Origin of the sequence: Rhizobium sp. WCS2018Hpa-16, from assembly GCF_031843705.1 — a bacterium.
In the GTDB taxonomy this organism is placed as follows: domain Bacteria; phylum Pseudomonadota; class Alphaproteobacteria; order Rhizobiales; family Rhizobiaceae; genus Agrobacterium; species Agrobacterium tumefaciens_C.
Genome location: NZ_JAVTIX010000003.1, coordinates 624,229 through 644,968, shown reverse-complemented (window position 1 = coordinate 644,968; position 20,740 = coordinate 624,229). Strand labels below are relative to the sequence as shown.

Sequence of the window (20,740 nt, the reverse complement as noted above, 5' to 3'; positions counted from 1 at the left end):
GTATCTAGATTATAGTAACAGTATCATGATACTGTTACTATAATCTAGATACCGCTCGGTTTTGCGCTCAAATCCTCCCACATTTTCCCGCTGCAGTTCTCATCCATCTTCCAATCTCCCTCGATTTTAGCGGTTTTCAGCCGGTTTCTGCGCTTATTTGAGTTGATTCATATAAAATCACGCATGGCTACGGGTTGGCCGGAAATCAAATTCTCGGTCAATAGTATATTTTTCCATACCAAGCCGTTCCGCAAATATATTTTTATATATGCAGCAAAAGAAATTTAGATTTTATATTTTTTTAGTGAGTTGATTCCCGTGATAAACCACCTTTCTCTTCGAGAGATATAAATTCGCGTTCGCGGAACTCAAAGAGCCCACGTTAAGACCATTCTTTGCCCATCAAGCATGAAAGCCGACGAGCCATTTCAACGGGGCGCTGGAAGCTGCCTCGAAATTGTATTCTATGTGGCACCTTTCAGCGCCCCGATCATTCCATCATCCACTATGCCGACACACGGGCCCTGCGCGTCGGTTTAACTCCTGCCTGCTATCAATGCCTTTTGCTCACATTCACCTTAGTGCCAATTCAACCCCATTCAACTGCCATCTCGCTCTCTCCTGATCGACCCAGAAAACAATCGTGATGGCTTGCGTCTTTCCACCACGCTTATCCCCGCTTCACTTCCCACCTGGAGTACCAGAGCGGCAATTGATCGAGAAAGACGATAGCGGAATATCGTCTTGCAGTAAAGACTTTTGTGAATATTTTCCTAACTCAATCCTAGTCAAAGCTAGCCCATCCTGAACTGCGTTCCGAGGCAATCTGCGTATTCATGAAGAAAAACAAAAAGAAGACCGCCTGCATGTCACGAACAAATGCGGCCAATACAATCGCAGTTCGCCTAAGATCACCATTGGCCCGAAGTGGTCATCGTGGTGAAGACATCGGTCCGACCGTTTTGCGCCATCATTCTAGCCATTCTAATCCGAATTGGAAAACTCCCAAACAGCAGACGAAAACGGTGAATTGATAGTTACGAAAAGTTGGAACTCAGCCGAGCGCACCAAATGCAGCAGGCCTCGTAGGTTTTCGCACAGTTGTTTTCTGAAGTAGAAATGACTTTGACCGATTAGGTCGGCCTCGCGGCTTGGTCGGCGAAGAGAAACCATGCCACGCGATCTGGACGCAGAAGTGAAGCAAGAACGCTGGCAATCCGGACCGCAGGAGATGTCAGTATCGTGTCGGCATTCAGTTGCCCTTCGATTTTGGACCATTCGGCGACAAGATCACTGACGCTGAACACGGAGTGGCCTACCTTCAGCGAGAAGTTCGTACCGTTGTTGATAAAGCCTTTTCCGAATGTGCTGAAGTCGTCGGGGACAAAGATGTTTATGTTCATGTGGTCGAAGCCCATCATCGCACCGTCGGCGGTATCAGCCAGCCCTCTACGGTCCATGACCAGAAGAACTGCTGGCAAGAGGCTTGTCGGGTTGGCCAAAATGTTCTGGAAGTCATCACCACGTTCCTCAGTCACGGCAGTCAAAAACCGTAGCGCGTCCGCGCCACTCAGCCTCGGATCGGCAACCCACCCGCCTCGTTGATGAAGAATCGTGAGCAGCAGACCAGAAATCGTTTCCAACTCTTCCTCGCAGCCCAAGGCATCGGCAGCAGCCGCGAAACACACGTAGTAAGGCGTCAACTCGTCGGACACTGGCACGACGGAATTACTGTAGTGCGCCATTATTAGGCGCACTAAGTCGGCCGCCTTCGAGGCGATCACCACCGTGCTCCCGCCGGAGGTGGACTGAATGTGGACCGCGGCACCAAGCCAACCCAGAATGCTCATCAGCCGCAGCGGTAGGAAGTAATAGTCAGCGATGCCGCCGTCCTTAGAAAGCAACGCATAGGTATTATCGTCAAAATCAGCCAAAAGCTCATCGGTCGCTTCGCAGATCGACGCAACGATGCCTTCCGACAATTGCATGATGGCATCGGCGCAGTGCGTGCTGGACGCAGCCATTGGCAGAAGCGCGACCGCACACGCCGACTGGAGCCTAGCTACGTCGAAGTGATCGCCAGTTACGGCAATGCGGGCGCCAAAGGTCGCGGACAGCCCAAGTATGAAGGCGGCAGCTACCGCAGGCTGTTCCTCCAAAGTCGCGCATACTGGCTGGAGGACATCCAGAAACTGCTCGGCATCAAACTCTCTGGTAAGCGATAGATACTGTTCCCATATTGCATCCGAAGCGGCGCGGATATGCTCGTTGCCTGCGCCGTCCGAAGCCAGAGCAGGGAACGTCTCGCTGATATGTGAAATACCTCCGGAAAAGCGCGGATTCTTCGCCAGCTGCGAAATGCCGAAGAGATTGATCCCCCAAGAGACTGGGGACTGGCCGGTACCCTGCATCGCCCTTGATACGACTTGTCCAACTTCAACTAGGTCAAGCGACGGTCGGGTTGTTTGAACGGGCGTTTCTCCTTTCAGGCACGACATAAGCGCGCTTGTGCAGTGCCCGGCTCCATCTGACTCCCCTGCATATTCGTCGGAACTCGCCGCCGCCAAGATCGAAATAGCCAGTGATCCGGCCTTCCCAATGACGTTGGGGTTGAGGAGGACGCCTATATCACGGACGACTCCGCCCGCGTGGCACGCATCGACAATCAAGTTGGTGTGACGGATTTTCGCCTCAGTTATCCAGCCAAAAAGCTGTGTCATTGACAGGGCGCTCAGCGACATACGGCTAACGTCGGTATCCTTCAGGCAAAGATAGTAACCGTTGTCCTTCACGCCACCGTGTCCGGCAAAGAAAAACGTGAGTTCCTCAATGGGTGGGCCGGAGAAAAGCGCCAATTCGATGGTTGATCGCACCGCCGCCATCGTCGGTGACAGCAGCAGCTTCGACTGCACCTGATCGTACTCCCCCCAGTTCTTAGCAACGAGGTGCTCGAAGATTGTCGCGGCGTCGTTCTCCGCTCCCGCAAGTGGCAGTAGGGGCGGATTGTCGTAGGTATCACAGCCGATGGCGATCAGCACTCTCAACAAAAGTCTCCTTTCCAAGCCGCAGGAAATTTCGCAAGTCGCTCTCGTTCCCGCTGTCTCGCGAGTTCGGACTTCTCGGCCTTCACTTGTTCGACACGATTAGTGAACTCGGGTCCCTGCGCTTCGAGATCGGCGATAGTCTTTTTGAAGCTCTCTCGTCCTATGTGAAATTGCGGGAAACTGACCTCGCCATTCTCGTCAATTCCGAATTCGATCTTTTCCAGAACGGCTAGAAAGCCCTCGGCAAGAGATTGCCCCGCGCTCAAGGCAACTGTATTTCCCGATTTCTCGGTTGACTGACTGATAGTCTGGTAGAGGGAAGCTTCGAATTGCCTCATCAGCCCCTCGACCAAACGGTTTCTCGCCTCAACGAACTTGGCAAGGTCGTGGTTGACGACGTCGTCAAAGCGGGACGAGAATTCGAACGAGTGCGCTCGCATTTCGCCAGCCTCGTCACCGTGTTCCGTGGGCTTTGTCTTCCACATTCGACCGTGCGAGAACTTCTGCGAATTCCGGGGCGAGATTAGTTCTTCGCGCCGCTTCTGCAGCCCGGCCGCAACTTGTGTGGTGAAGGCCTCGCTAAATTCCTTGATGCGGCTTCGGTATCTGAATGGCGTCACTTGGAGGACTCTTGGTTGTATAGATGTCCCCCTCATATAGTCGTGAAACGATCTTTGAACAACGCTGTGGACTTGAAGATTCTAAGACTATCTGCGCGCTAAACGCGTATTGGCTAAGCCTCTTCAAAGTCTCTGTGAGCCGCACTATTTCCAAGTAAAGCTTATATAGGACTATGGAATAGATACGTTGATTTTCTTCACCTGACCCGGCCAGACAAAGGGCTGTTGTTCACGATAGGAGACCCGTAAGCCGCCAATCTGCCTCCGTCCGCAAATCGGGCACCATCTTGTAGGGGCAGGATGCCTTCCAAAGCGGACGCGTCTATGCACCAATCTAACACCTGCTCCGATCTTCCGTCCCGATCAAAAAACAAAAATCGCGTCCGCGAGAAATTAAACCCACGACCCAATAATTTACACGGCTTCGGCTTCATCCCCGAACTCACGAAAAAACAATCACCTTGCCGAGAGGCACCCGCCGGACGATACTAGCAAGAACGCAACCGCCTCTGACTCGCTGGCTTGCGCCCTCACCAACCGTTAGAAAGCACCCCATGGCACCCCGCAGACCGCTAAACCCACGAGACGCAGCTGAAGCGTTGTTTTCTGCGCCAAAGAAGGTCGCGGCACCTGCCGTGGAGAAACGGGCTATTCCCGGGACCAAGGAACTGGTGAGCATCAAGATTGACAGCGATGTTCTGGCGCATTTTCAAGAAGATGGCCCCGGCTGGCAGGAGCGGATGAATGATGTTCTGCGGGCCACTATGTTGGCGGCAGACGACAAGGAGGCTTGAGGCGGCGGCAGGTCGTTTCTGGTTTTAGACGAGGGAGACCTTTGTGCCGCTATCCAGGACGATGTGCAGGTCTCGGATCATTCCCGCGGCTAGCAGAAACGTTTCTCGTAGCTGCGCATCATCAGCCAAGCCCTGCTCTGCCGCTGATGCGGTTGTCTTGATATCTGCAAGGATATCGTGGCCGGGGCCTTTGGGAATGCCTGCAGCTTCGCGCAAATCTTCTATGGTTTCCACGACGCGCTGCAACATGTGGCGCTTATGGGACGCATCAAGGCGCTCCATGCGGTTGGCATCTCGGACAAGTTCGCCAATGATATCTGTCGTCTGGCTCATGCTTCATGAAAATGCCAGTCGCGCCTGATACGTCAACCCTGGGTGGGGCGGAAACTCGCGATGGCTTTCATTTCATTTTGCATGTGATCGAACCGCATCACGCTTTGATGGTTATCTGTGGCAGGCGATGCCGTTGCGAAGGCTGATGGGGTGAGGATGCGACATGCGGACTGAGCATTTTATGTTGCCCGAAAGCGACTGGGTGCCGAACAACCCGAACTTTCCCGTGATTATCTACCGGCAGATTGATTTGGCCGGTGGCTCTGCTGACTTTGAGGCTGTCTTTGCTGCCTGCGGGTGGACGGGCATTTGGCGCAACGGCGTTTTCGATTATCACCACTATCACAGCCATGCGCATGAGGTTCTGGGCATTGGGCGTGGGGGCGCCAAGCTTCAAATTGGCGGACCGGATGGGCCTGTGCTGGATGTGAGCCAGGGGGACTGCCTGATACTGCCTGCCGGAACGGGGCATCGCAACATTGAGAGCTCGCCAGAGTTTCAGGTTGTTGGCGCCTATCCGCCCGGACAAAGTGCCGATATTCAGCGCGCTTCGCCGACAGCGGCGATGCTGGCCACGATTGCGGCGCTGCCCAAGCCAGACAGTGATCCTGTTCTGGCGTCATCTGGTGGGTTAAACGCGCTGTGGCGGGCTACGGCTGGTAGCGAGATGCGGCCTTGATTGGCTGGCAATTAAGGGGTTTGCACGGTGCTATCATGAAGATGGGTGATGGGCTGACGGAACAAACGGCGATCAAACTTGTTGTCTTCAACTGGCTTAGTTTCTCATATGCGGTGCAAAATGGATCCTCGCGTTGATAACGCTGCTCTTCCCCTGCTTTCTTCTCAAGACCTTGAAGAAATTGACCGTTTTCACACCGCCTGGTGTGAGGAAAACGACGTGAGCAAAACCGACGAAAGAGCGGTGGAAGTGGCATCAGCCTTGATCGACTGGTATGTGAAGAGCCCATCCTACCGCCAGCGCGCCAAGCTGGACCGCCCGCCTGATGTGCCTGTTTCGCAGGAAATTGAGGCTTTGCTGAAAGACCTTGGACAGGCGAAGTAAGGCAAGCGGTGCACTGTTTCAGGGCTGGATTTTCGTTTCAGGCCTTTGAAGGAATATTACCTTCAACAGCTGATTCAATTTTTGAACTTAGAATGGATGATCACCGCTAAGTCATGCAATAAATAGGAATGCCGCATTAGCAGAATATTAAACACACTTTGATCGCGGTGTTAGGCATCATAGATCTGCAAGGAATAACTGATATTGTCTCACGTTGTCGAACTGAGGCCTTTCCATGCAAAATCGCCGTCAATTTATGCTCTATTCCGCCCTTGCACTTAGCGGGCTTTCTACAACGAGAGATGCCTATTCTGGCCAGCCCATACTCAAGATAAACGGGTCCATATCGGGCGAGAATAGATCCTTTGTGCTTGACCTCGCCGCGATGGACGCGATGCCAAAGACGTCTTTTGCTACATCGACGCCTTGGCATAAGGGTGTGACTGAATTTAGCGGTGTAACTTTGCGGGATTGTCTTGCTGGCCTGAAACTCAGCGGCACAAAGCTACAACTCATTGCTCTTAACGACTACGTCGTTGAGGCAAGCCTTTCAGAGCTCCAGGCAGCTGACGCTCTTCTCGCTACCCGCCAGAACGGAAACATCATGCCCGTTAGCGACAAGGGCCCGATTTTTCTTATCTTTCCTTTCGATAGCCGCCCCGAATTGCAACATCAGAGCTACTACAGCCGTGCTGTCTGGCAACTAGCCGAAATCAATATCCTATGAAGCGAATGCGTGAGACGATTGAACTTCCTATTCGACATAGACGTCTCAAGGTGGGCCTGACACTTGTAACAGCGATACTTGCACTGATCGCGGTGGTCGGTTCTATCCTTGCGTTCAGCTATCAGCGACATATCATTGAAGCGTCGCGATACAACAGCACCTTCGATCTCGGCCAGACCGCTGTTGAATTGCTGCGACTTCAATTGGCTTTAGAACAGAGTGATGAATCTGGAGATATTAGCGACGTATCGTTTCGCCTGAGTATTCTCACCAACCGTCTTGGCGTTTTGACAGCCGGGTCGTCTGGTAACAAGCTCAAGCAAGAAACCATGATTAAGCAGCTTCACGACGTGGTCGTTTCGCTTAAACCTTTGGCTGCTGAGCCTTTCTCAGCGTCAGCAATGCGTAACGGCGTTTCGCAGCTTCAGCCGTTCATCGCTCCCGTCTTGCGCTTGGGGTCTCTGTCGCATGCTAGCGTTGGTGATGAGATTCAGAGGAATCAAAGTCAGCTCGGCATCATATTTGCGACGATCTGCTTCGTGACAATGACATTTGCGGCTTTTGGCGCGGGTCTTCTGGCTTTCGTTTTCCGCCAAAACGGAAAATTGGACCGGGTCCTACGGAGAGATTCGCTCACTGGAATTACAAATCGAAGAGGTTTCAGCATTTCGATCTCTAAAAAGTCGGATGCCGTTCAGGCGATGATCGTGCTCGACGTCGATCACTTCAAGATTGTGAACGACACACTAGGCCATGGCTCTGGAGATCAATTGCTCGTCGAACTGTCCCGCCGCCTAAGCACGGCCTGCGCAGGCGCTGCTGTTGTCGCACGTATTGGCGGCGACGAATTTGCAATCCTGTATGATGGATCCGACGCTTTGAGTGAAGCTGTGAAATGCTGCGAACGCATTTTGCTTGAAGTCCACGCGCCCTTTGAAATCGATGGAAGGGTCATACGTTCGACGGTTAGCCTTGGTGTCAGTTCCACGTCGATGAACCATGATGAAGGCTCGGCGCTGTTCAGCCAAGCCGACATTGCGCTCTATGAGGCTAAAAATGCTGGGCGCAACCAATTCATGGTCTTCCATCCAGATATGAACAAGAAGCTCACACGCTGGCGTTGCCTCCAAAACGATTTGGGCACTGCCATTGAAAAAAACGAGCTGTTTCTGCTCTTTCAACCCATTGTCGATCTTGCCACAAACGAAACCCGCGGATTTGAGGCGCTCTTGCGCTGGCAACATGCTGGTCTTGGTTTGATCTCTCCTTCAGAATTTATTCCAATAGCTGAAGAAAGTGGGCAGATTGGCCCAATCGGATCATGGGTTATAGAGGCTGCCTGCCAGCAGGCAGCTCTTCTGCCGAACGATACCTTTATTGCTGTCAACGTATCTGCTTCACAACTTACAGACCCTTCGCTCGTGCTACAAACACGTGCATGCCTAACCAGATATAATGTTCTACCGCATAGACTTGAAATCGAAATCACGGAGAGCACCTTAATCGAGAATGACGAACGTGCCCTTTCAGTCCTCCATCAACTCAGGCTGATGGGCTGTCGTATTTCTCTGGACGATTTTGGTACCGGTTATGCTTCACTCAGCTATTTGCGTCGCTTCCCATTTGACAAAATCAAGATCGACCAATCCTTCCTTCGGGGTGCTACCCAACGCGAGGAAGGCATCGCGATTATTGCTGGCACATGCGATCTTGCCCACCGACTGAAGCTTACAATTGTTGCAGAAGGCATTGAAACAACGGAGCACCGCGAAATTGTCCTGTCTGCAGGAAGTCATCAGGGCCAAGGCTATCTCTTTGATAGGCCGCTCACGGGGACAGCCAGTCTGTCACGTATAGCGCGTGAAAAATTAGCTCCAGAGACCGTGATGCGTGGCGCTTAGGTTCAGCCAGTAAGATGGCTGAATTTTTATGCTATGTTTTCTCGGTCAGTTTTCGGCTTGGCAAACGTTCAGGATGAGCTCTGATCAGCCGCAAAACGAAAAAGCCTGCCGCGGGAGGAGGTGCGGCAGGCTTTTCGAAAAGAACCGAACAGCGACTGGGAGGAGGAGTGCCGCTGTTCCGACAGACGTGCCCTGGGAGGAGGAGTGGGCCGTCTGAATTCGAAGCTCTGCGGGAGGAGGTGCATCGCTTCGATGGACACAAGATACCCGTTTTCCTCGCACATTAAATAGACGTTGTCGCACTGCAGCCATGCGACAAATGCACGGCCTCCTCATGACGAGAGAAATCTGCGACTCAGGCCTTCGTTGCAGTCCAGGTACAGAAACGCCCGCGTCATCAGCGGGCGTAGTGTTATTCAGTAAGGCCGAGAAGCGGGCTCTTAGCGACGAACCGATTGACGGGCAACGCTTTGGATATCGGCGCGGTTGATGCCGAGGTCCTGCAGTTCGCGTGAGCTCATGCGGCCAAGTTCGGAAACGGTCTGACGGTACTTGCGCCAGTTGTTAAAAGAGCGTGCTACGTTCATGATGATCCCCTTCGTGAGGTCTCTTGACGCCAGCAACCTTGCTTCGGTTCCAACGTCGTTTCGATGATTGGAATATAGGCCTTTGCTCACCTGCCGATAAGGCACAAGCTCTCAGGTCGGCCATGCGCTGAAGGCATAGGTTCAAATCCGGGATGAGTTCAAGGGGCTATCAGGCCCGGAACCGGTCGAAGGCAGTGAGGCGTCTGGTTGGTGGATCAGCGTCGGGATAGCGGTAGATTTCGTTTCTGAGATAGCGAAGCTCTTCATCGATTGCCTCTTCTCCAACCTCAATCCACCAGGATTTGGGACGGCCGTCGCTTCCGTCGGACCAGCGATAACCTCGCGCTTTCAAGTGATCCTTCATATCGAAGGGACTGTTCTCGGCAAAGATCCGGACACGCGACCTCTGGCTTGCCTCATAGAGCTCGGCGAAAGCAGTGGATACCGACCCCGCCGCCTCGCGAGCCAGAACCTCCAAGAGTGCAAAGCAATCATCGACAGCCCGATGACCCTCATGGAAGTAACCCGCCTGCCCGATGAGATAGCCGAGCTTGGTGCCCTCATATCCGCGTGAAGTCCAGTCGATTTCGGAGTTGGAGCAAGCCCAAGCCTTACCGGAGAACAAATCAGAAAACGCCTCGCAGAATGGCCGGTCAAAACCGGCATTGTGGGCGATCAACAGATCCGCTGGTTCGATCAGCGCCTGCAACGCAGCCATATCGATTGACTGCCCGGCCACCATATCATCGGTGATACCGGTAAGCCTTGTGATTTCGGCGGGGATGGAGACGGACGGCTGCCGAAGCCCTCCATAGATTCCAGTCACGTCACCGATGCCTCCTGTCGCATCGAATGTGAAAGCGATCACGCCAATCTCGATGATCTCATCCTTGCGCGAGCTAAGGCCCGTGGTCTCAGTGTCGAGAATGATCCCCTTGAGCGGGTATTCCGGACGCAGGACTGGTGAAATTGCACGTGGCATCAGTTTTTGCAGGATTCGGTAGCGGCCTGTCTCCGACAGATGACGGACCATGTCTTCTTCGCTCATCGGGATGGCATGTTTTCCGACCTTGGCGGATTTGAAGGCGTCACGCCTCACTACCTGCTCTCGCGGAGCCTGCTCCGAAAACATGTCAAACTGTTCTGCCATTCTCGTCCCAAAGCCCGCCGCTAATTTACCATCTTCAAACACGGCACGCTCTGCAGATCAACCTTCTTGGTGATTTGCGATGTCAGCCATCCTGGCTGGCAAGGCTCACAACTTAGCAGTTTCACTGCAGTGACAGTTCTTGGGGCGTTCCGACGCAAACAGTCCAGCCATTGAAGGTTTCCTTTTCGGACGAAAAGGCTGGTATATCGAGGTATCCGCTCCGGCGACGTTGAGTTGCTTTCCGCTAACTTCCGGTATGGTGGACATCGCGCCTCACCCTGGCGCAGCGGCAATGCTTTTGGCATCAAGAGTGATCAGCAGTGCAATAACGAAGGCTGCGATTGTGGCAAATAGAAATGCGCCGAAGAAGACGAAGACTGCTCTTGCCCGGCCCATTCCCAGATCGTGAATAAACCACCGAACCTGAGCCTGCGCATACCATATCATGGCGACGATGATCGTAATGAGACCAGCGAGCGCACCCTCCTCTCGGGGCATGCTGACGAAATCGAAACCGAGGACAAGGACGAATGCGAAGGGAGCGGCAACATAGCATTGGCTGAAGAATGGCGGACGAAGCGAGTTGCGTGTGATCCTGATGTTCTTAGACCGCAGCAGCGTCACGGCCATGCACAAGGGAAAAATCCCAAAAATCACTCCTCGCGCAATCAGAAGGTTAGATGCAGAACCCAGCTCCTTGGCTGCGGCTGCAGAATCGTAGATCGACGGCAGCGCACTCGAGAGCCCTTGCGAAAGAAGCAGAGTGATCAACAGGAACAACGGTGGACTGAGGGTGTCATCGTACTGGTCTTCCGGATTGTCTGCCAATTCGGTGTCCGCGTAGCGCATCATCTCCAGCGGCCTGACGATGGAGCGCCACATGGTCACAGGATAGAACACCAGCCATGACACCAGCTCGTAGAGTAGTTCTTCGAGCGACTTCAACAGTTTCATGAAGTCCAAAGGCCGTTTCCTCCCATCAGTCGCAGACCTGTAAGTCCGCTCTCTTAACAGCGAGAGCCGCCTACGTCACGGTGGCAGTGCTTCAAGTTCTTACCGTTTATAAGTTCGCAGGCATACTCTTGACTGATTCTATTGTCGATCAAAGTAAAAGCGGGAATGCCCCTGGGACGGGACCGGAGTTTGAGGGACAATGAACCCTCGCAACGATTTCGGGATGCATGCGTTGAAAATCACTTGCTGTTAACATAAGATCTGAGGAGCCCATCGATGAGGATCATGCAAAGCCTGATACTGAGTGCAGCCCTTCTAACTGCCGTGCCATCTTTCGCGGATGATACGAGACGCGAAGTTGTCCATTTCGCCCCGGGATCGTCCAGCTCCACCATCAAGTCTTCCGTGAGGGGCTATCAGACCGTCCAATACTCGCTGTCTGTCACGGCTGGCCAGAAAATGAGCGTCCAGCTCGATTCCAAAAATTCCAGCCTGTATTTTAATGTGACCGCACCGGGTGCGGATGCGGCAATGTACAACAGTTCGATCGACGGCAACGGGACAACCATCACGATCCCTTCAAGTGGCAAATATCTCATCGATGTTTATCTCATGCGCAATGCGGCCCGCAGAAGCGAGTCTGCCAGCTACGACCTGACACTCTACGTCGAATAGGCGATCCAGACGTCGAGGGGCGATAATGGGGGGTACAGCATGAAAGCTTCAATGGCTTTATCCAAGGAGGATTTCCCCTTCTACGACGGCGCGCCCGTCGAGATTGAAGGGACGGGCTGGCTAATTATTATTGCTTCGGTTCTGGTCGCACTTCTGGCGCTCACCCTTATTCCGCTGCGCAGTTTCCCTTATAATCTAGTGCCGACGCTGCTTTTCGTCGGCATTCCACTCCTGGCTCTGAGGGTCGTGGCCGGACAACACTGGAGCTGTCTTTTCCGTCCGCTGCATCTTCGATCTTTTGCACTCATGCTGCTATTCGGCTTAGCCACACTTGTGGGGTCAATGGCGGTCGGGTGGGTTTTGCAACGGTTTTTCGAGCTGCACTCCAATCCGGTCGCAGACGAGATTGCAGTTATGTCGGCGGTGCAGATCGGTGAGGCATTCATTGCCACCGGCATTCAACTGCTAGGTGAGGAGCTTTTCGGGATATTGCCCTTCCTTGCGGTGCTCTGGCTTTGCGTGAAGCATCTGCACTTGTCACGGAAGTTGGGGATCCTGATCGCCCTCGTTGTCTCGGGACTACTCTTTGGAGCAGCGCACCTGCCGACCTACGAATGGCATTGGGCGCAGTCCCTAATCGGGGTCGGGTCTGCTCGCATCATCCTCACGCTCGCTTACATCACCACCAGAAACCTCTGGGTCTCGGCGGGCGCCCATATCATCAACGACTGGGCAGGCTTCATCTTCGTGCTCGAACTCGGCCATGTGCCGATCAATCCGGAGGCGTAGGAGCAATCTGACGGCTGTCATCTCACACCAGATCTTCGCTTACTGGCATTCAAAAGGAGGAATAGGAAATGCGAAAAGTTGCGATATCTCTCACTGGTATGGTCTTGCTATCCGCCCTGCCCGCTCAGGCGAACGATGTCCACCAGACGAAGTGCAAGGGCAACAGCGGTGCATGCATCGAAGAAGCCCAGCGTGTCTGCGGAGGTGACTACCATGTCCTCTTTAGTGAAAGCCACGCGGGCGGTTTACTGGGTGACAGTATTCCGGGGCCGGTGACTTGGTTCTCTCTAAGCTACGAATGCCCGAACTCTCGCGGCGAGCGACCGGATTTTCCATTCCGAGGCAATACCTACTCGCCGCCGCCCGAACGGTCTGTCGAGACGACATCAAGGCAGCGAGTCTCTGTCGGAAACATGGGCAAGTTCTGCCAGGGTGAGGCTTCGTCCACTTTCGGCCGCAGACCTCAGGACATACTGACCCTTCCGGTCGAAAGAACAGGCGGCGGCTTCACCGTCTATGGGCAGTTCCCTCCAGAAGGTTCGAGGGTCACCACATTCGAGTGCAGGTTCGACTCGTCGGGAGCGTTCAGGCGTGTGGTTCGCGACTAGCGTTGCGGACGGGGCATGCCGCTCACTTCGATGAGACTTCTGCTCTAGGGTAATCGCTGCATAGGCAGCATGCCTTGGATCAGCATTCTGCATCATGACAAGCTCGGTGCATTGTTATAACTGGAAATAGAAAGCAGCAAACGGGAGGTCCGCCTGCGACGCTCGAAAATTATCGCGGTTTCGTTTCTGCTTGGCATACTGGGTGCCGGCGTTCCGATCTTTGGCATGCTCTGGATCACATGGGCTCTCGCCCAAAGTGACGAGCAGGCAATGCTCAACACTGTTGCAGAGCGTATCTTGGTTCGGGCAACGCGCGCCGCATCGGAAGCGGAAGCTGCAATCACCATGCTATCCAACAGCGATGACGAACCTTGCTCAACCGCAAATATCGCCCTGATGCAGCGTGAAGTCTTCAATACACTGACGATTGAGGAAATGGGATATCTTCAGGACGGAACTCTACGATGCACGTCCTGGAACACGCTTCTCAATCTTCCGGAGACTACTGCGGACTTTCGAACGGAAAGTGGCTTGGACGTGACCTTTGCCCTGAGGCCAGCCCTCAAGGGTGGCACTCCCAAGCTAGCCTACAGAAAGGACAACTATAACGTCCTTGTCGATCCTGCTCGATTTGTCGATGTGATCACAGAACAGAAAGTCCATATGGCATTGGCCGCAAGAGACGGCCGCATCTTTGCGCACACCGAAGCTGCCGATCTTGCGGCAATCCGACGGATTGTCGCCCAGCCTCAATACGCCCCTGATGAAACCTATGCTTACGGGGTCGTTAAATCCGACGACTGGATCGCTATCGCCCTTGAACCGCATCCAGCGCTGTTGAGCACGTTGCGACGAGAGCAACTCCTCATGCTTCCGCTTGCTCTCATGCTCGCGGGCGTGATGGTGGCGACCGTGGTCTGGTTTTCAAGACAGAGACTGTCCATGCGCCGCGAGCTTGAGATCGCGATCCGGAAGCAAGAGTTTACAGTCCATTACCAGCCACTTATCGACTTGAAGACAGAGCAGTGTATTGGCGCGGAGGCTCTGGTACGGTGGAAGCGCCCGGACGGCAGTTGGGTTCGCCCGGATCTGTTCATCCCTGTCGCGGAACAGTCAGGGCTTATCCAGAAGATTACTGCACAGGTCATTGGCAGGATTGGGCAGGACATCGGTCAGATTTTGTCCCAGAATCCGTCCTTGCATATCGCCATCAACCTGTCGGCTGAGGACCTCGCCGACGGTGGCTTTCTCCAGCTTATCGACGGACTTGTTCGGGACCATCGCCTCGAACCGAACCAGATCTGGCTAGAGGCAACGGAGCGTGGCTTCCTCGACTATGCCGCAGTCAGGGAGACAATCTTGCGAGCACACCAATCAGGCTATGTTGTCTGCATTGATGACTTTGGAACCGGCTACTCAAGCCTCCAGCATCTCGAGCAGCTTTCGTTTGATGTCCTGAAGATCGACAAATCCTTCGTTGACAGTATTGGTATCTCATCGCCCAAAAGTATGGTAATCCACCATATCATCGAAATGGCGAAATCGCTCGGAGCCCGCATTGTAGCGGAGGGTGTGGAGCGGTCTGAACAAGCGGAATACCTCAAGGCAAAGGAGGTAGAATTTGGACAGGGATGGCTGTTCAGTCGTGCATTGCCGAACGATGAATTTGCTACTTATCTCCAAGAGCGCTCCACCATCGCTCAAGGAAAATCCCTAGTCTGAGCAGCAGGCACGGCTGTACCAAACAACGCCTTCAGGCGGCAGAACCGCCGACCCTCAGTTCAGTGGGTCGGTCTGTCTCAATTTTTCAGTAGCCAAATACTTTCTCTTCCGAATTGCCGGCGCGCTATCGCTCCGAATCTAGATCGAAAAGAAAAGCGCAGCCACAGACCGCGCTTCCTCGAATTCGGCTTAGCAACTTCAATGCAATCCAAACAACCCGAGCAGTTCCTCTCGCTGGCGCACGAAACTTGAAGCACTACGATCGCGGGGCCGGGGCAAGTCGATGTTGATCAGCCGCGGTTCACCGCCCTTCTCTCGCGGCAGGATCAGGATGCGGTCGGCAAGGAAAATAGCTTCTTCAAGATCGTGGGTCACGAGCACCGTCGTCACGTCCTCCTCCTTCCAGATCCGCGCCAGTTCCTGCTGCATGCCAATCTTGGTCATGGCATCAAGCGCACCCAGTGGTTCGTCGAGAAGCAGGATTTCCGGCTGGACGGCGAGCGCACGAGCGATGCCGACTCTTTGCGCCATTCCGCCTGAGAGCTGGCGCGGATAGGCGGTTTCGAAGCCCTTCAGCCCGACCAGGTCGACATAGCGCTGGGAGACAAAGCGCGATTCCTCGCGGGAAACACCCCTCGTTTCCAAGCCAAAGCCGATGTTGTCGATGACCGTCAGCCACGGGAGAAGACGCGGCTCCTGGAAGATGACGGCCCGCTCGGTTCCGACACCGCGAATGCGGCGACCGTCGATCAGTACGTCGCCGCTGTCCGCCTCCTCAAGCCCCGCGAGAATGCGCAGAAGCGTCGTCTTGCCGGAGCCGCTGGCACCGACGATGGCGAGGCTTTCGCCGGAGCGGATGGTAAGGTTCAGGTCTTTCAGGATCGGCAGCGGCTGTCCGTTTAGGGTGAAGGTCTTGGAGAGGTGACGGATCGTCACCTCTCCGTGGATGGTGTTGAACTGAGCGAGGGCCATGGATCAGTTGCTCGCAGTTTCGGAGGTGTAGAGAAGATCGTTGGCCGATAGCTGGCCTTGTTTCAGTTTGCCTTCGCGAACCAGAACGTCGATCCAGAACTGCAGGTCGCGCTCGACCGCCTTGCCGCCTGGACGCACACCATAACCACGGAAATACTGGGCAATGTCGGCATTTTCACCTCGCTCGGCCAGAGCCTTGGCGAAGATTACCTTGGTTTCCTTAGGGTTCTCACGGGCATAGTCGAGGGCGCGCTCGGACTGTTCAACGAAGACCTTGGCGGCTTCCGGGTGTTTTTCGATGAAGTCCCGGCGCAGGACGATGAAGCCACCGGCGATTTCGCCAAGCACATCGGTGTCGTCGAAGATCGCACGTAGCCCGCCCTTCTGCTTCGCCATGCCTTCAAAAGTCGTCTGCCAGTAACCGAAGGCCGAGATATCGACCTGCCCCGAACGGAGGACCTGTTCAAGTTGCGGTCCTGGAACCACGATCTGGTTGGCGGCGTCGGTCGGCAAACCGACGGAGTGCAAGGCTTCCCGGATCGTGTAGTCGAGATGGGCACCGAGCGTGTTCACCGCAATGCTTTTTCCGGCAATGTCCTTGATATCGCGAATGGGACTGTCTTCCAGCACGTAAAAGATCGACTGGACCTCGTTGTTGATGCCATTCGACGGATAGGCAGCGACAAAATCGTTGCCGCCGACGATCGAATTCAAGACGGCGGAGGTTGCGGCACTGCCGATTTCAACATCGCCCGAGGCGAGCGCAATGAGCGATGCAGGGCCACCTGTGGCGTAACCGACATTCTCGATGGTGATGCCGGTGCCATCGAAATAGCCGAGTTCGGCGGCGAGTTCATGCGCTGACAAACCGCCCTGGCTGGCGAGATAGCGGAACTTTACCTCTTCTGCGGCAAAAGCGGAGCCTGAGAGGGCGAAAGTGAAGGCTGCGGAGAGAAGGAACTTGCGGGAGTGGAATGTCATGGGAGAATCCTTCGGATCACGAATTTTTGGATGAACTTTGGTACCTGGTTAGGCCCAGCGGCACAGACGCCGTTGCATAAGGACGAGAGCGGCATTGGCGGCGAGGCCGAGCAGCGCGAGAAGCAGGATCGCTGCGAACATAAGCGGGATCTGGAAATTATATTGGGCGTTCATCACCTGGAAGCCGATGCCCTTGTTGGCACCGATCATCTCGGCGGCGATGAGGAGCAGCAGTGCTGTCGTCGCTGAAAGACGCAGGCCGACGAAAATCGCGGGGACGGAGGCCGGCAGAACCACGCGGCGGAAGATCTGCAGCGATCCGGCCCCGTAGGTGCGGGCCATCTCGATAAGTTTCTGATCCACCTCCTTCACGCCGCCAATCGTCGACAACAGAACCGGAAAGAGCGTCGCCCAGAAGATGACGAATATCTTTGACGTTTCCCCGAGGCCTAGAAGAAGGATGAAAACTGGATAAAGGGCGAGCGCCGAGGTCTGGCGAAAGAACTGCAAGAGAGGATCGAGGGCTCGCTCAACGGCTCTCACCTGGCCCATGAACAGGCCAAGCGGGACGCCGAGCCCGACGGCAGCGACGAAGGCTATGCCTGATCGCTGTAAACTGATGGCTATATCGTCGACGAAGGCACCAGTTGCAATCGCGGTCCACAAGGCCCTGATGATCTGGTCCAACGGCGGAAAGACGGATGGGTTGACCCAGCCCAAGGTAGACGACGCCTGCCAGAGAACCAGGAAGGCAATCACAACTCCATAGCGCGCAAGGAAGGGTGTGATTGCCAACATTGCGTGGCTTAGCCAGCGTGGCGGGCGCGCCGCATCTGGGGCAAGGTCTAGGCCATAGGCCCTTCCATGGCGGATATCTTCATAGGACATGGCGGACCTCACTCGGCTGCCTGCACGACCGAGCGGTCGGCTGCGTAGCGGTTGATTGGGAACGGCAAGCCGAGGTTTTCGCGGAGCGTTTGCCCCTCATAGGCGGTGCGGAACAGACCACGACGCTGCAGCTCGGGGATGACGAGATCGACGAAGTCGTTAAGGCCCGTCGGCAGCCATGGTGGCAGGATGTTGAAGCCATCAGCCGCTTCGTCCTCGAACCATTCCTGCAGCGTGTCGGCGATCTGACCGGCGGTACCGACAATGGTGAAGTGACCGCGTGCCGAGGCGACCCATTGATAGAGCTGACGGATCGAGAAATTGTTCTCGTCGGCAATCTGGCGGATCAGCGCCTGACGGCTCTTCATACCTTCCGTTGGCGGGGCGGGCGGCAGCGGCCCATCAAGATCGTAACCCTTCAGATCGAGCGTGCCACCTGTCAGGCCGTTCAGAAGGCCAATGCCGTCCTCTTCCAAGATGAGCGAGGTTAGGCGGTCATACTTCTCCCGCGCCTCAGCTTCGGTGCGACCGACAAAGGGCGAGACGCCGGGCATGACCAGAACGTGATCCGGACTGCGACCGAGGCCACGGGCCCGGTTCTTGATGTCACGGTAGAATTCCTGAGCGGTCTCGATGTGCTGATGGGCGGTGAAGATCACCTCCGCTGTTGCTGCGGCAAGCCCACGCCCGTCATCGGACTGGCCAGCCTGGACGATCACGGGATGCCCCTGTCGGGAGCGAGCGACGTTGAGCGGTCCCTTGACCTTGAAATACTCGCCCTTGTGAGCGGCATCATGTAGCTTCGCGGGATCAAAGAAGACGCCCGTTTGCTTGTTGCGAATGAAGGCATCGTCTTCAAAACTGTCCCAGAGCTTCTTGACGACATCGACATGCTCGGCGGCGCGCTTGTAGCGGTCGGCATGCGGTAGTTGTGTGTCGCGATTGAAGTTCTGCGCCGTGACATCGCCTGTCGTTGTCACGACGTTCCACCCTGCCCGGCCGTCAGAGATGAGGTCGAGCGAGGCGAATTTGCGCGCAGTGTTGTAAGGCTCCTCGTATGTCGTTGAGGCTGTCGCGATGAAACCGAGATGGGTGGTGAACGGGGCCAGCGCCGAAAATAGTGTGACGGGCTCGAACCCGGCGACGCGTGCGTTGCCGCCTTCGCGCGCACCGCCGAACCCGACGGCAAGGCCGTCGGCCAGGAAATAGGCGTCGAACAAGCCCCTCTCTGCCGTCAGAGCCAATTGCTTGTGAAACTCGAAGCTGACGGCGCCGTCGACCGGTTGATCCGGGTGCCTCCAAGAAGCGATATGCTGTCCGCCACCTGGAAGAAATGCTCCTAGTCTGATCTTGCGTGTCATGGCTGGTCCTCTCTCAGTCGATGATCGAATATGAGCAGCCTATATTGTCTATCGTTTTTATGGAGAAATGAGATTTCGAAGATTGAGCCGGATGGCAAATGGATTTGCGGGCCAAGCAATCGATGCGAACAAGCCTGCCGCAGATTTCGAAACGGTGCGAAGAAGGGATACGGTCGCGACAATCAGGGCTTGAACGGATAATTTATAAAAACTATGTAATTTGGACAAATTCAATCGCGGTGGCCATTGGCCGGATGTCTCAACAATGCTCACTAAAAAAGGCAAATATGGCCTGAAAGCGCTGGTCGACCTCGCCGGTCTGGAACCAGGGCAGACTGCCTTCGTGACCGACATCGCCACGCGAAACAATATTTCGAAGAAATTCCTCGACACGATCCTGCTGGAACTGCGCAACAACGGCTTCCTGCGCTCGAAAAAAGGACCGAATGGCGGCTACGCCCTGTCAAAGCCAGCCGACGAGATCATGATTGGACAGGTCATCCGCGCCCTCGACGGGCCGCTTGCGCCAATTCGCTGCGCCAGCCGCACCGCATTCGAAGCCTGTGACGACTGCCGGGATCCAGCCTCATGCCAGATCCGTATTTCAATGACGCAGGTCCGGGATGCGATGGCAGCCGTTCTCGACACGATGACGCTGACCCAATTCGTGGCGTCAGGACAGCCGGATCAGGATTTGATCGCTGGCGAATGATCACCAGAACAGCGTAATCGCGCCGTGTCCAGCGCGCGGCAAAATCGATCTATTTGTTCAAAGTCGATCTGGGGATCATCCACCTGAATGACATCGATCAGAGATGCGGACTTTTGGATCATCCCGTCCAAGAGTTCGACTTCAACTGCCATGGCGGGTTCCGGCGGATTTGTCCGCATCTGGGCGTTGACGTGTCCGCGTGTGTAAGCAGCCTTTAGAAATGCCGTCATCAGACGCGCGAGACAGTCTGCGTTTTCACCACGTGAAAGAACGTAGTCGGGGTGAACGGTCAAATCCGATGATGCGTTATTGCGCACCGACACGTGCTTGTGGTCCAGAATAGCGACCACCGGCTCAGAGCCGGCGCCAGATGCCCCTATGATTTGCCAGTCAACCGCGCTGTTCGCTAAAACCGATCCACCATGTTCCAGCGCGAAAGCCAGACCCGACCGCACCAGCCTTGGTAGCGCGACGCCCTCGCGACGACTGCTAAGTTCGAAGACATCACCCAGAACGACACGTGCGTAAATTGCCTTGCGCTGTTCTGTCGATCCGCTGGTGCGGACCAGTTCCAAGGCCACAAGATGTCCGAGAAGCCGCTCGGCCTCGGTGGTGCTCCACGTCACGATCCGGCTGACGGCCTCTGCAACGATCAGGTTTGAAATATCCGCGCCTCCGAAGCTTGCCGGAATGGACATAGCGAGAAGCCCGCTTGAGGGGAGAAGAGAGGACTGGTCCGGACTGCCGCTGGTCGCCAACGCTTCCAACCGATCGAGCGCTGCCACGACATCGCCCTCCCTTGTCAGGGCAAGCGGCACTGGTCGCAACCGGTCAGAAGTCGGTACCATCATGCAGGCCA

Annotated in this window: 20 protein-coding genes; 9 read left to right on the top strand and 11 right to left on the bottom strand. The window is 55.1% G+C overall.

Features of this window, described 5'->3' with window-relative positions:
* Positions 1–1,133 precede the first annotated feature (1,133 nt).
* Together RQI55_RS14105 and RQI55_RS14100 are read right to left on the bottom strand one after the other, a co-directional pair.
* Positions 1,134–3,044, bottom strand: coding sequence for a caspase domain-containing protein (locus RQI55_RS14105; RefSeq protein ID WP_409233729.1), 1,911 nt, complete (start codon positions 3,042–3,044; stop codon positions 1,134–1,136).
* Positions 3,041–3,664, bottom strand: a complete 624-nt coding sequence (locus tag RQI55_RS14100; RefSeq protein WP_311272895.1) for a hypothetical protein — start codon at positions 3,662–3,664, stop codon at positions 3,041–3,043. The genes RQI55_RS14105 and RQI55_RS14100 overlap by 4 nt, the downstream gene beginning before the upstream one ends.
* A 554-nt stretch (positions 3,665–4,218) precedes the next feature.
* Between RQI55_RS14100 and RQI55_RS14095 the strand changes: the two genes are divergently transcribed.
* Positions 4,219–4,458: a BrnA antitoxin family protein gene (locus tag RQI55_RS14095; protein ID WP_311272894.1), complete on the top strand. Its 240-nt coding sequence runs from the start codon at positions 4,219–4,221 to the stop codon at positions 4,456–4,458.
* A gap of 24 nt (positions 4,459–4,482) precedes the next feature.
* On the opposite strand, the gene RQI55_RS14090 is transcribed toward RQI55_RS14095, so the two are convergent.
* Positions 4,483–4,791: a hypothetical protein gene (locus RQI55_RS14090; RefSeq protein WP_311272892.1), complete on the bottom strand. Its 309-nt coding sequence runs from the start codon at positions 4,789–4,791 to the stop codon at positions 4,483–4,485.
* A gap of 163 nt (positions 4,792–4,954) precedes the next feature.
* On the opposite strand from RQI55_RS14090, the gene RQI55_RS14085 reads away from it, so the two are divergent.
* From RQI55_RS14085 to RQI55_RS14070, 4 genes are all read left to right on the top strand, one after another.
* The gene (locus RQI55_RS14085; protein WP_311272891.1) at positions 4,955–5,470 is read left to right on the top strand and encodes a cupin; all 516 of its coding nucleotides are present in this window, start codon (positions 4,955–4,957) and stop codon (positions 5,468–5,470) included.
* Positions 5,471–5,689: 219 nt separating this feature from the next.
* On the top strand, positions 5,690–5,854 hold the full coding sequence (locus tag RQI55_RS14080) for a hypothetical protein (RefSeq protein WP_192064501.1): 165 nt from the start codon (positions 5,690–5,692) through the stop codon (positions 5,852–5,854).
* A 235-nt stretch (positions 5,855–6,089) separates the two neighbouring features.
* The gene (locus RQI55_RS14075) at positions 6,090–6,581 is read left to right on the top strand and encodes an oxidoreductase (protein WP_311272890.1); all 492 of its coding nucleotides are present in this window, start codon (positions 6,090–6,092) and stop codon (positions 6,579–6,581) included.
* Between the two features lie 5 nt (positions 6,582–6,586).
* Positions 6,587–8,482: a bifunctional diguanylate cyclase/phosphodiesterase gene (locus tag RQI55_RS14070; protein WP_311272889.1), complete on the top strand. Its 1,896-nt coding sequence runs from the start codon at positions 6,587–6,589 to the stop codon at positions 8,480–8,482.
* Between the two features lie 440 nt (positions 8,483–8,922).
* Here the strand turns inward: RQI55_RS14070 and RQI55_RS14065 are convergent, their stop codons facing one another.
* The 3 genes from RQI55_RS14065 to RQI55_RS14055 form a co-directional block, all read right to left on the bottom strand.
* Entirely contained in the window at positions 8,923–9,069 is a 147-nt protein-coding gene (locus tag RQI55_RS14065) for a DUF1127 domain-containing protein (RefSeq protein WP_311272888.1), read from the bottom strand.
* Positions 9,070–9,238: 169 nt separating this feature from the next.
* Positions 9,239–10,219, bottom strand: a complete 981-nt coding sequence (locus tag RQI55_RS14060; protein WP_042618969.1) for a 3'-5' exonuclease — start codon at positions 10,217–10,219, stop codon at positions 9,239–9,241.
* 273 nt (positions 10,220–10,492) lie between these two features.
* Positions 10,493–11,182 carry a hypothetical protein gene (locus RQI55_RS14055; protein ID WP_042618970.1) on the bottom strand — a complete coding sequence of 230 codons (690 nt, stop codon included), beginning with the start codon at positions 11,180–11,182 and terminating at the stop codon, positions 10,493–10,495.
* A gap of 267 nt (positions 11,183–11,449) precedes the next feature.
* Between RQI55_RS14055 and RQI55_RS14050 the strand changes: the two genes are divergently transcribed.
* The 3 genes from RQI55_RS14050 to RQI55_RS14040 all read left to right on the top strand — a co-directional run bounded on the left by RQI55_RS14050 (position 11,450) and on the right by RQI55_RS14040 (position 14,967).
* Entirely contained in the window at positions 11,450–11,848 is a 399-nt protein-coding gene (locus RQI55_RS14050) for a DNA breaking-rejoining protein (RefSeq protein WP_042618971.1), read from the top strand.
* A gap of 39 nt (positions 11,849–11,887) precedes the next feature.
* Positions 11,888–12,637, top strand: coding sequence for a CPBP family intramembrane glutamic endopeptidase (locus RQI55_RS14045; RefSeq protein WP_042618972.1), 750 nt, complete (start codon positions 11,888–11,890; stop codon positions 12,635–12,637).
* Positions 12,638–13,515: 878 nt separating this feature from the next.
* Positions 13,516–14,967 (top strand): EAL domain-containing protein, encoded by a 1,452-nt coding sequence (locus RQI55_RS14040; protein ID WP_311272887.1) that lies wholly within the window; start codon positions 13,516–13,518, stop codon positions 14,965–14,967.
* Positions 14,968–15,165: 198 nt separating this feature from the next.
* Here RQI55_RS14040 and RQI55_RS14035 read toward each other — a convergent pair whose 3' ends face one another.
* Genes RQI55_RS14035 through RQI55_RS14020 form a run of 4 tightly spaced genes read right to left on the bottom strand, consistent with a single transcriptional unit; the run spans position 15,166 to position 19,169 of the window.
* Positions 15,166–15,939, bottom strand: a complete 774-nt coding sequence (locus tag RQI55_RS14035; protein WP_042618973.1) for an ABC transporter ATP-binding protein — start codon at positions 15,937–15,939, stop codon at positions 15,166–15,168.
* Between the two features lie 3 nt (positions 15,940–15,942).
* Entirely contained in the window at positions 15,943–16,920 is a 978-nt protein-coding gene (locus tag RQI55_RS14030; protein WP_311272886.1) for an ABC transporter substrate-binding protein, read from the bottom strand.
* Positions 16,921–16,968: 48 nt separating this feature from the next.
* Entirely contained in the window at positions 16,969–17,808 is an 840-nt protein-coding gene (locus tag RQI55_RS14025; RefSeq protein ID WP_311272885.1) for an ABC transporter permease, read from the bottom strand.
* An 8-nt stretch (positions 17,809–17,816) separates the two neighbouring features.
* Positions 17,817–19,169: an LLM class flavin-dependent oxidoreductase gene (locus RQI55_RS14020; RefSeq protein ID WP_311272884.1), complete on the bottom strand. Its 1,353-nt coding sequence runs from the start codon at positions 19,167–19,169 to the stop codon at positions 17,817–17,819.
* A gap of 265 nt (positions 19,170–19,434) precedes the next feature.
* Between RQI55_RS14020 and RQI55_RS14015 the strand changes: the two genes are divergently transcribed.
* The gene (locus RQI55_RS14015) at positions 19,435–19,881 is read left to right on the top strand and encodes an Rrf2 family transcriptional regulator (protein WP_042618993.1); all 447 of its coding nucleotides are present in this window, start codon (positions 19,435–19,437) and stop codon (positions 19,879–19,881) included.
* Here RQI55_RS14015 and RQI55_RS14010 read toward each other — a convergent pair.
* The gene (locus tag RQI55_RS14010) at positions 19,857–20,732 is read right to left on the bottom strand and encodes a hypothetical protein (RefSeq protein WP_311272883.1); all 876 of its coding nucleotides are present in this window, start codon (positions 20,730–20,732) and stop codon (positions 19,857–19,859) included. The two genes, RQI55_RS14015 and RQI55_RS14010, sit on opposite strands and share 25 nt — an antisense overlap.
* Between the last annotated feature and the right edge of the window lie 8 nt (positions 20,733–20,740).

Excerpts from the sequence above, each read along its gene's own strand:
- RQI55_RS14095 (WP_311272894.1), top strand. The coding sequence starts at position 4,219 with ATGGCACCCCGCAGACCGCTAAACCCACGAGACGCAGCTGAAGCGTTG.
- RQI55_RS14090 (WP_311272892.1), bottom strand. The coding sequence starts at position 4,791 with ATGAGCCAGACGACAGATATCATTGGCGAACTTGTCCGAGATGCCAAC.
- RQI55_RS14085 (WP_311272891.1), top strand. The coding sequence starts at position 4,955 with ATGCGGACTGAGCATTTTATGTTGCCCGAAAGCGACTGGGTGCCGAAC.
- RQI55_RS14075 (WP_311272890.1), top strand. The coding sequence starts at position 6,090 with ATGCAAAATCGCCGTCAATTTATGCTCTATTCCGCCCTTGCACTTAGC.
- RQI55_RS14070 (WP_311272889.1), top strand. The coding sequence starts at position 6,587 with ATGCGTGAGACGATTGAACTTCCTATTCGACATAGACGTCTCAAGGTG.
- RQI55_RS14065 (WP_311272888.1), bottom strand. The coding sequence starts at position 9,069 with ATGAACGTAGCACGCTCTTTTAACAACTGGCGCAAGTACCGTCAGACC.
- RQI55_RS14060 (WP_042618969.1), bottom strand. The coding sequence starts at position 10,219 with ATGGCAGAACAGTTTGACATGTTTTCGGAGCAGGCTCCGCGAGAGCAG.
- RQI55_RS14050 (WP_042618971.1), top strand. The coding sequence starts at position 11,450 with ATGAGGATCATGCAAAGCCTGATACTGAGTGCAGCCCTTCTAACTGCC.
- RQI55_RS14045 (WP_042618972.1), top strand. The coding sequence starts at position 11,888 with ATGAAAGCTTCAATGGCTTTATCCAAGGAGGATTTCCCCTTCTACGAC.
- RQI55_RS14040 (WP_311272887.1), top strand. The coding sequence starts at position 13,516 with ATGCTCAACACTGTTGCAGAGCGTATCTTGGTTCGGGCAACGCGCGCC.
- RQI55_RS14035 (WP_042618973.1), bottom strand. The coding sequence starts at position 15,939 with ATGGCCCTCGCTCAGTTCAACACCATCCACGGAGAGGTGACGATCCGT.
- RQI55_RS14030 (WP_311272886.1), bottom strand. The coding sequence starts at position 16,920 with ATGACATTCCACTCCCGCAAGTTCCTTCTCTCCGCAGCCTTCACTTTC.
- RQI55_RS14025 (WP_311272885.1), bottom strand. The coding sequence starts at position 17,808 with ATGTCCTATGAAGATATCCGCCATGGAAGGGCCTATGGCCTAGACCTT.
- RQI55_RS14020 (WP_311272884.1), bottom strand. The coding sequence starts at position 19,169 with ATGACACGCAAGATCAGACTAGGAGCATTTCTTCCAGGTGGCGGACAG.
- RQI55_RS14015 (WP_042618993.1), top strand. The coding sequence starts at position 19,435 with ATGCTCACTAAAAAAGGCAAATATGGCCTGAAAGCGCTGGTCGACCTC.
- RQI55_RS14010 (WP_311272883.1), bottom strand. The coding sequence starts at position 20,732 with ATGATGGTACCGACTTCTGACCGGTTGCGACCAGTGCCGCTTGCCCTG.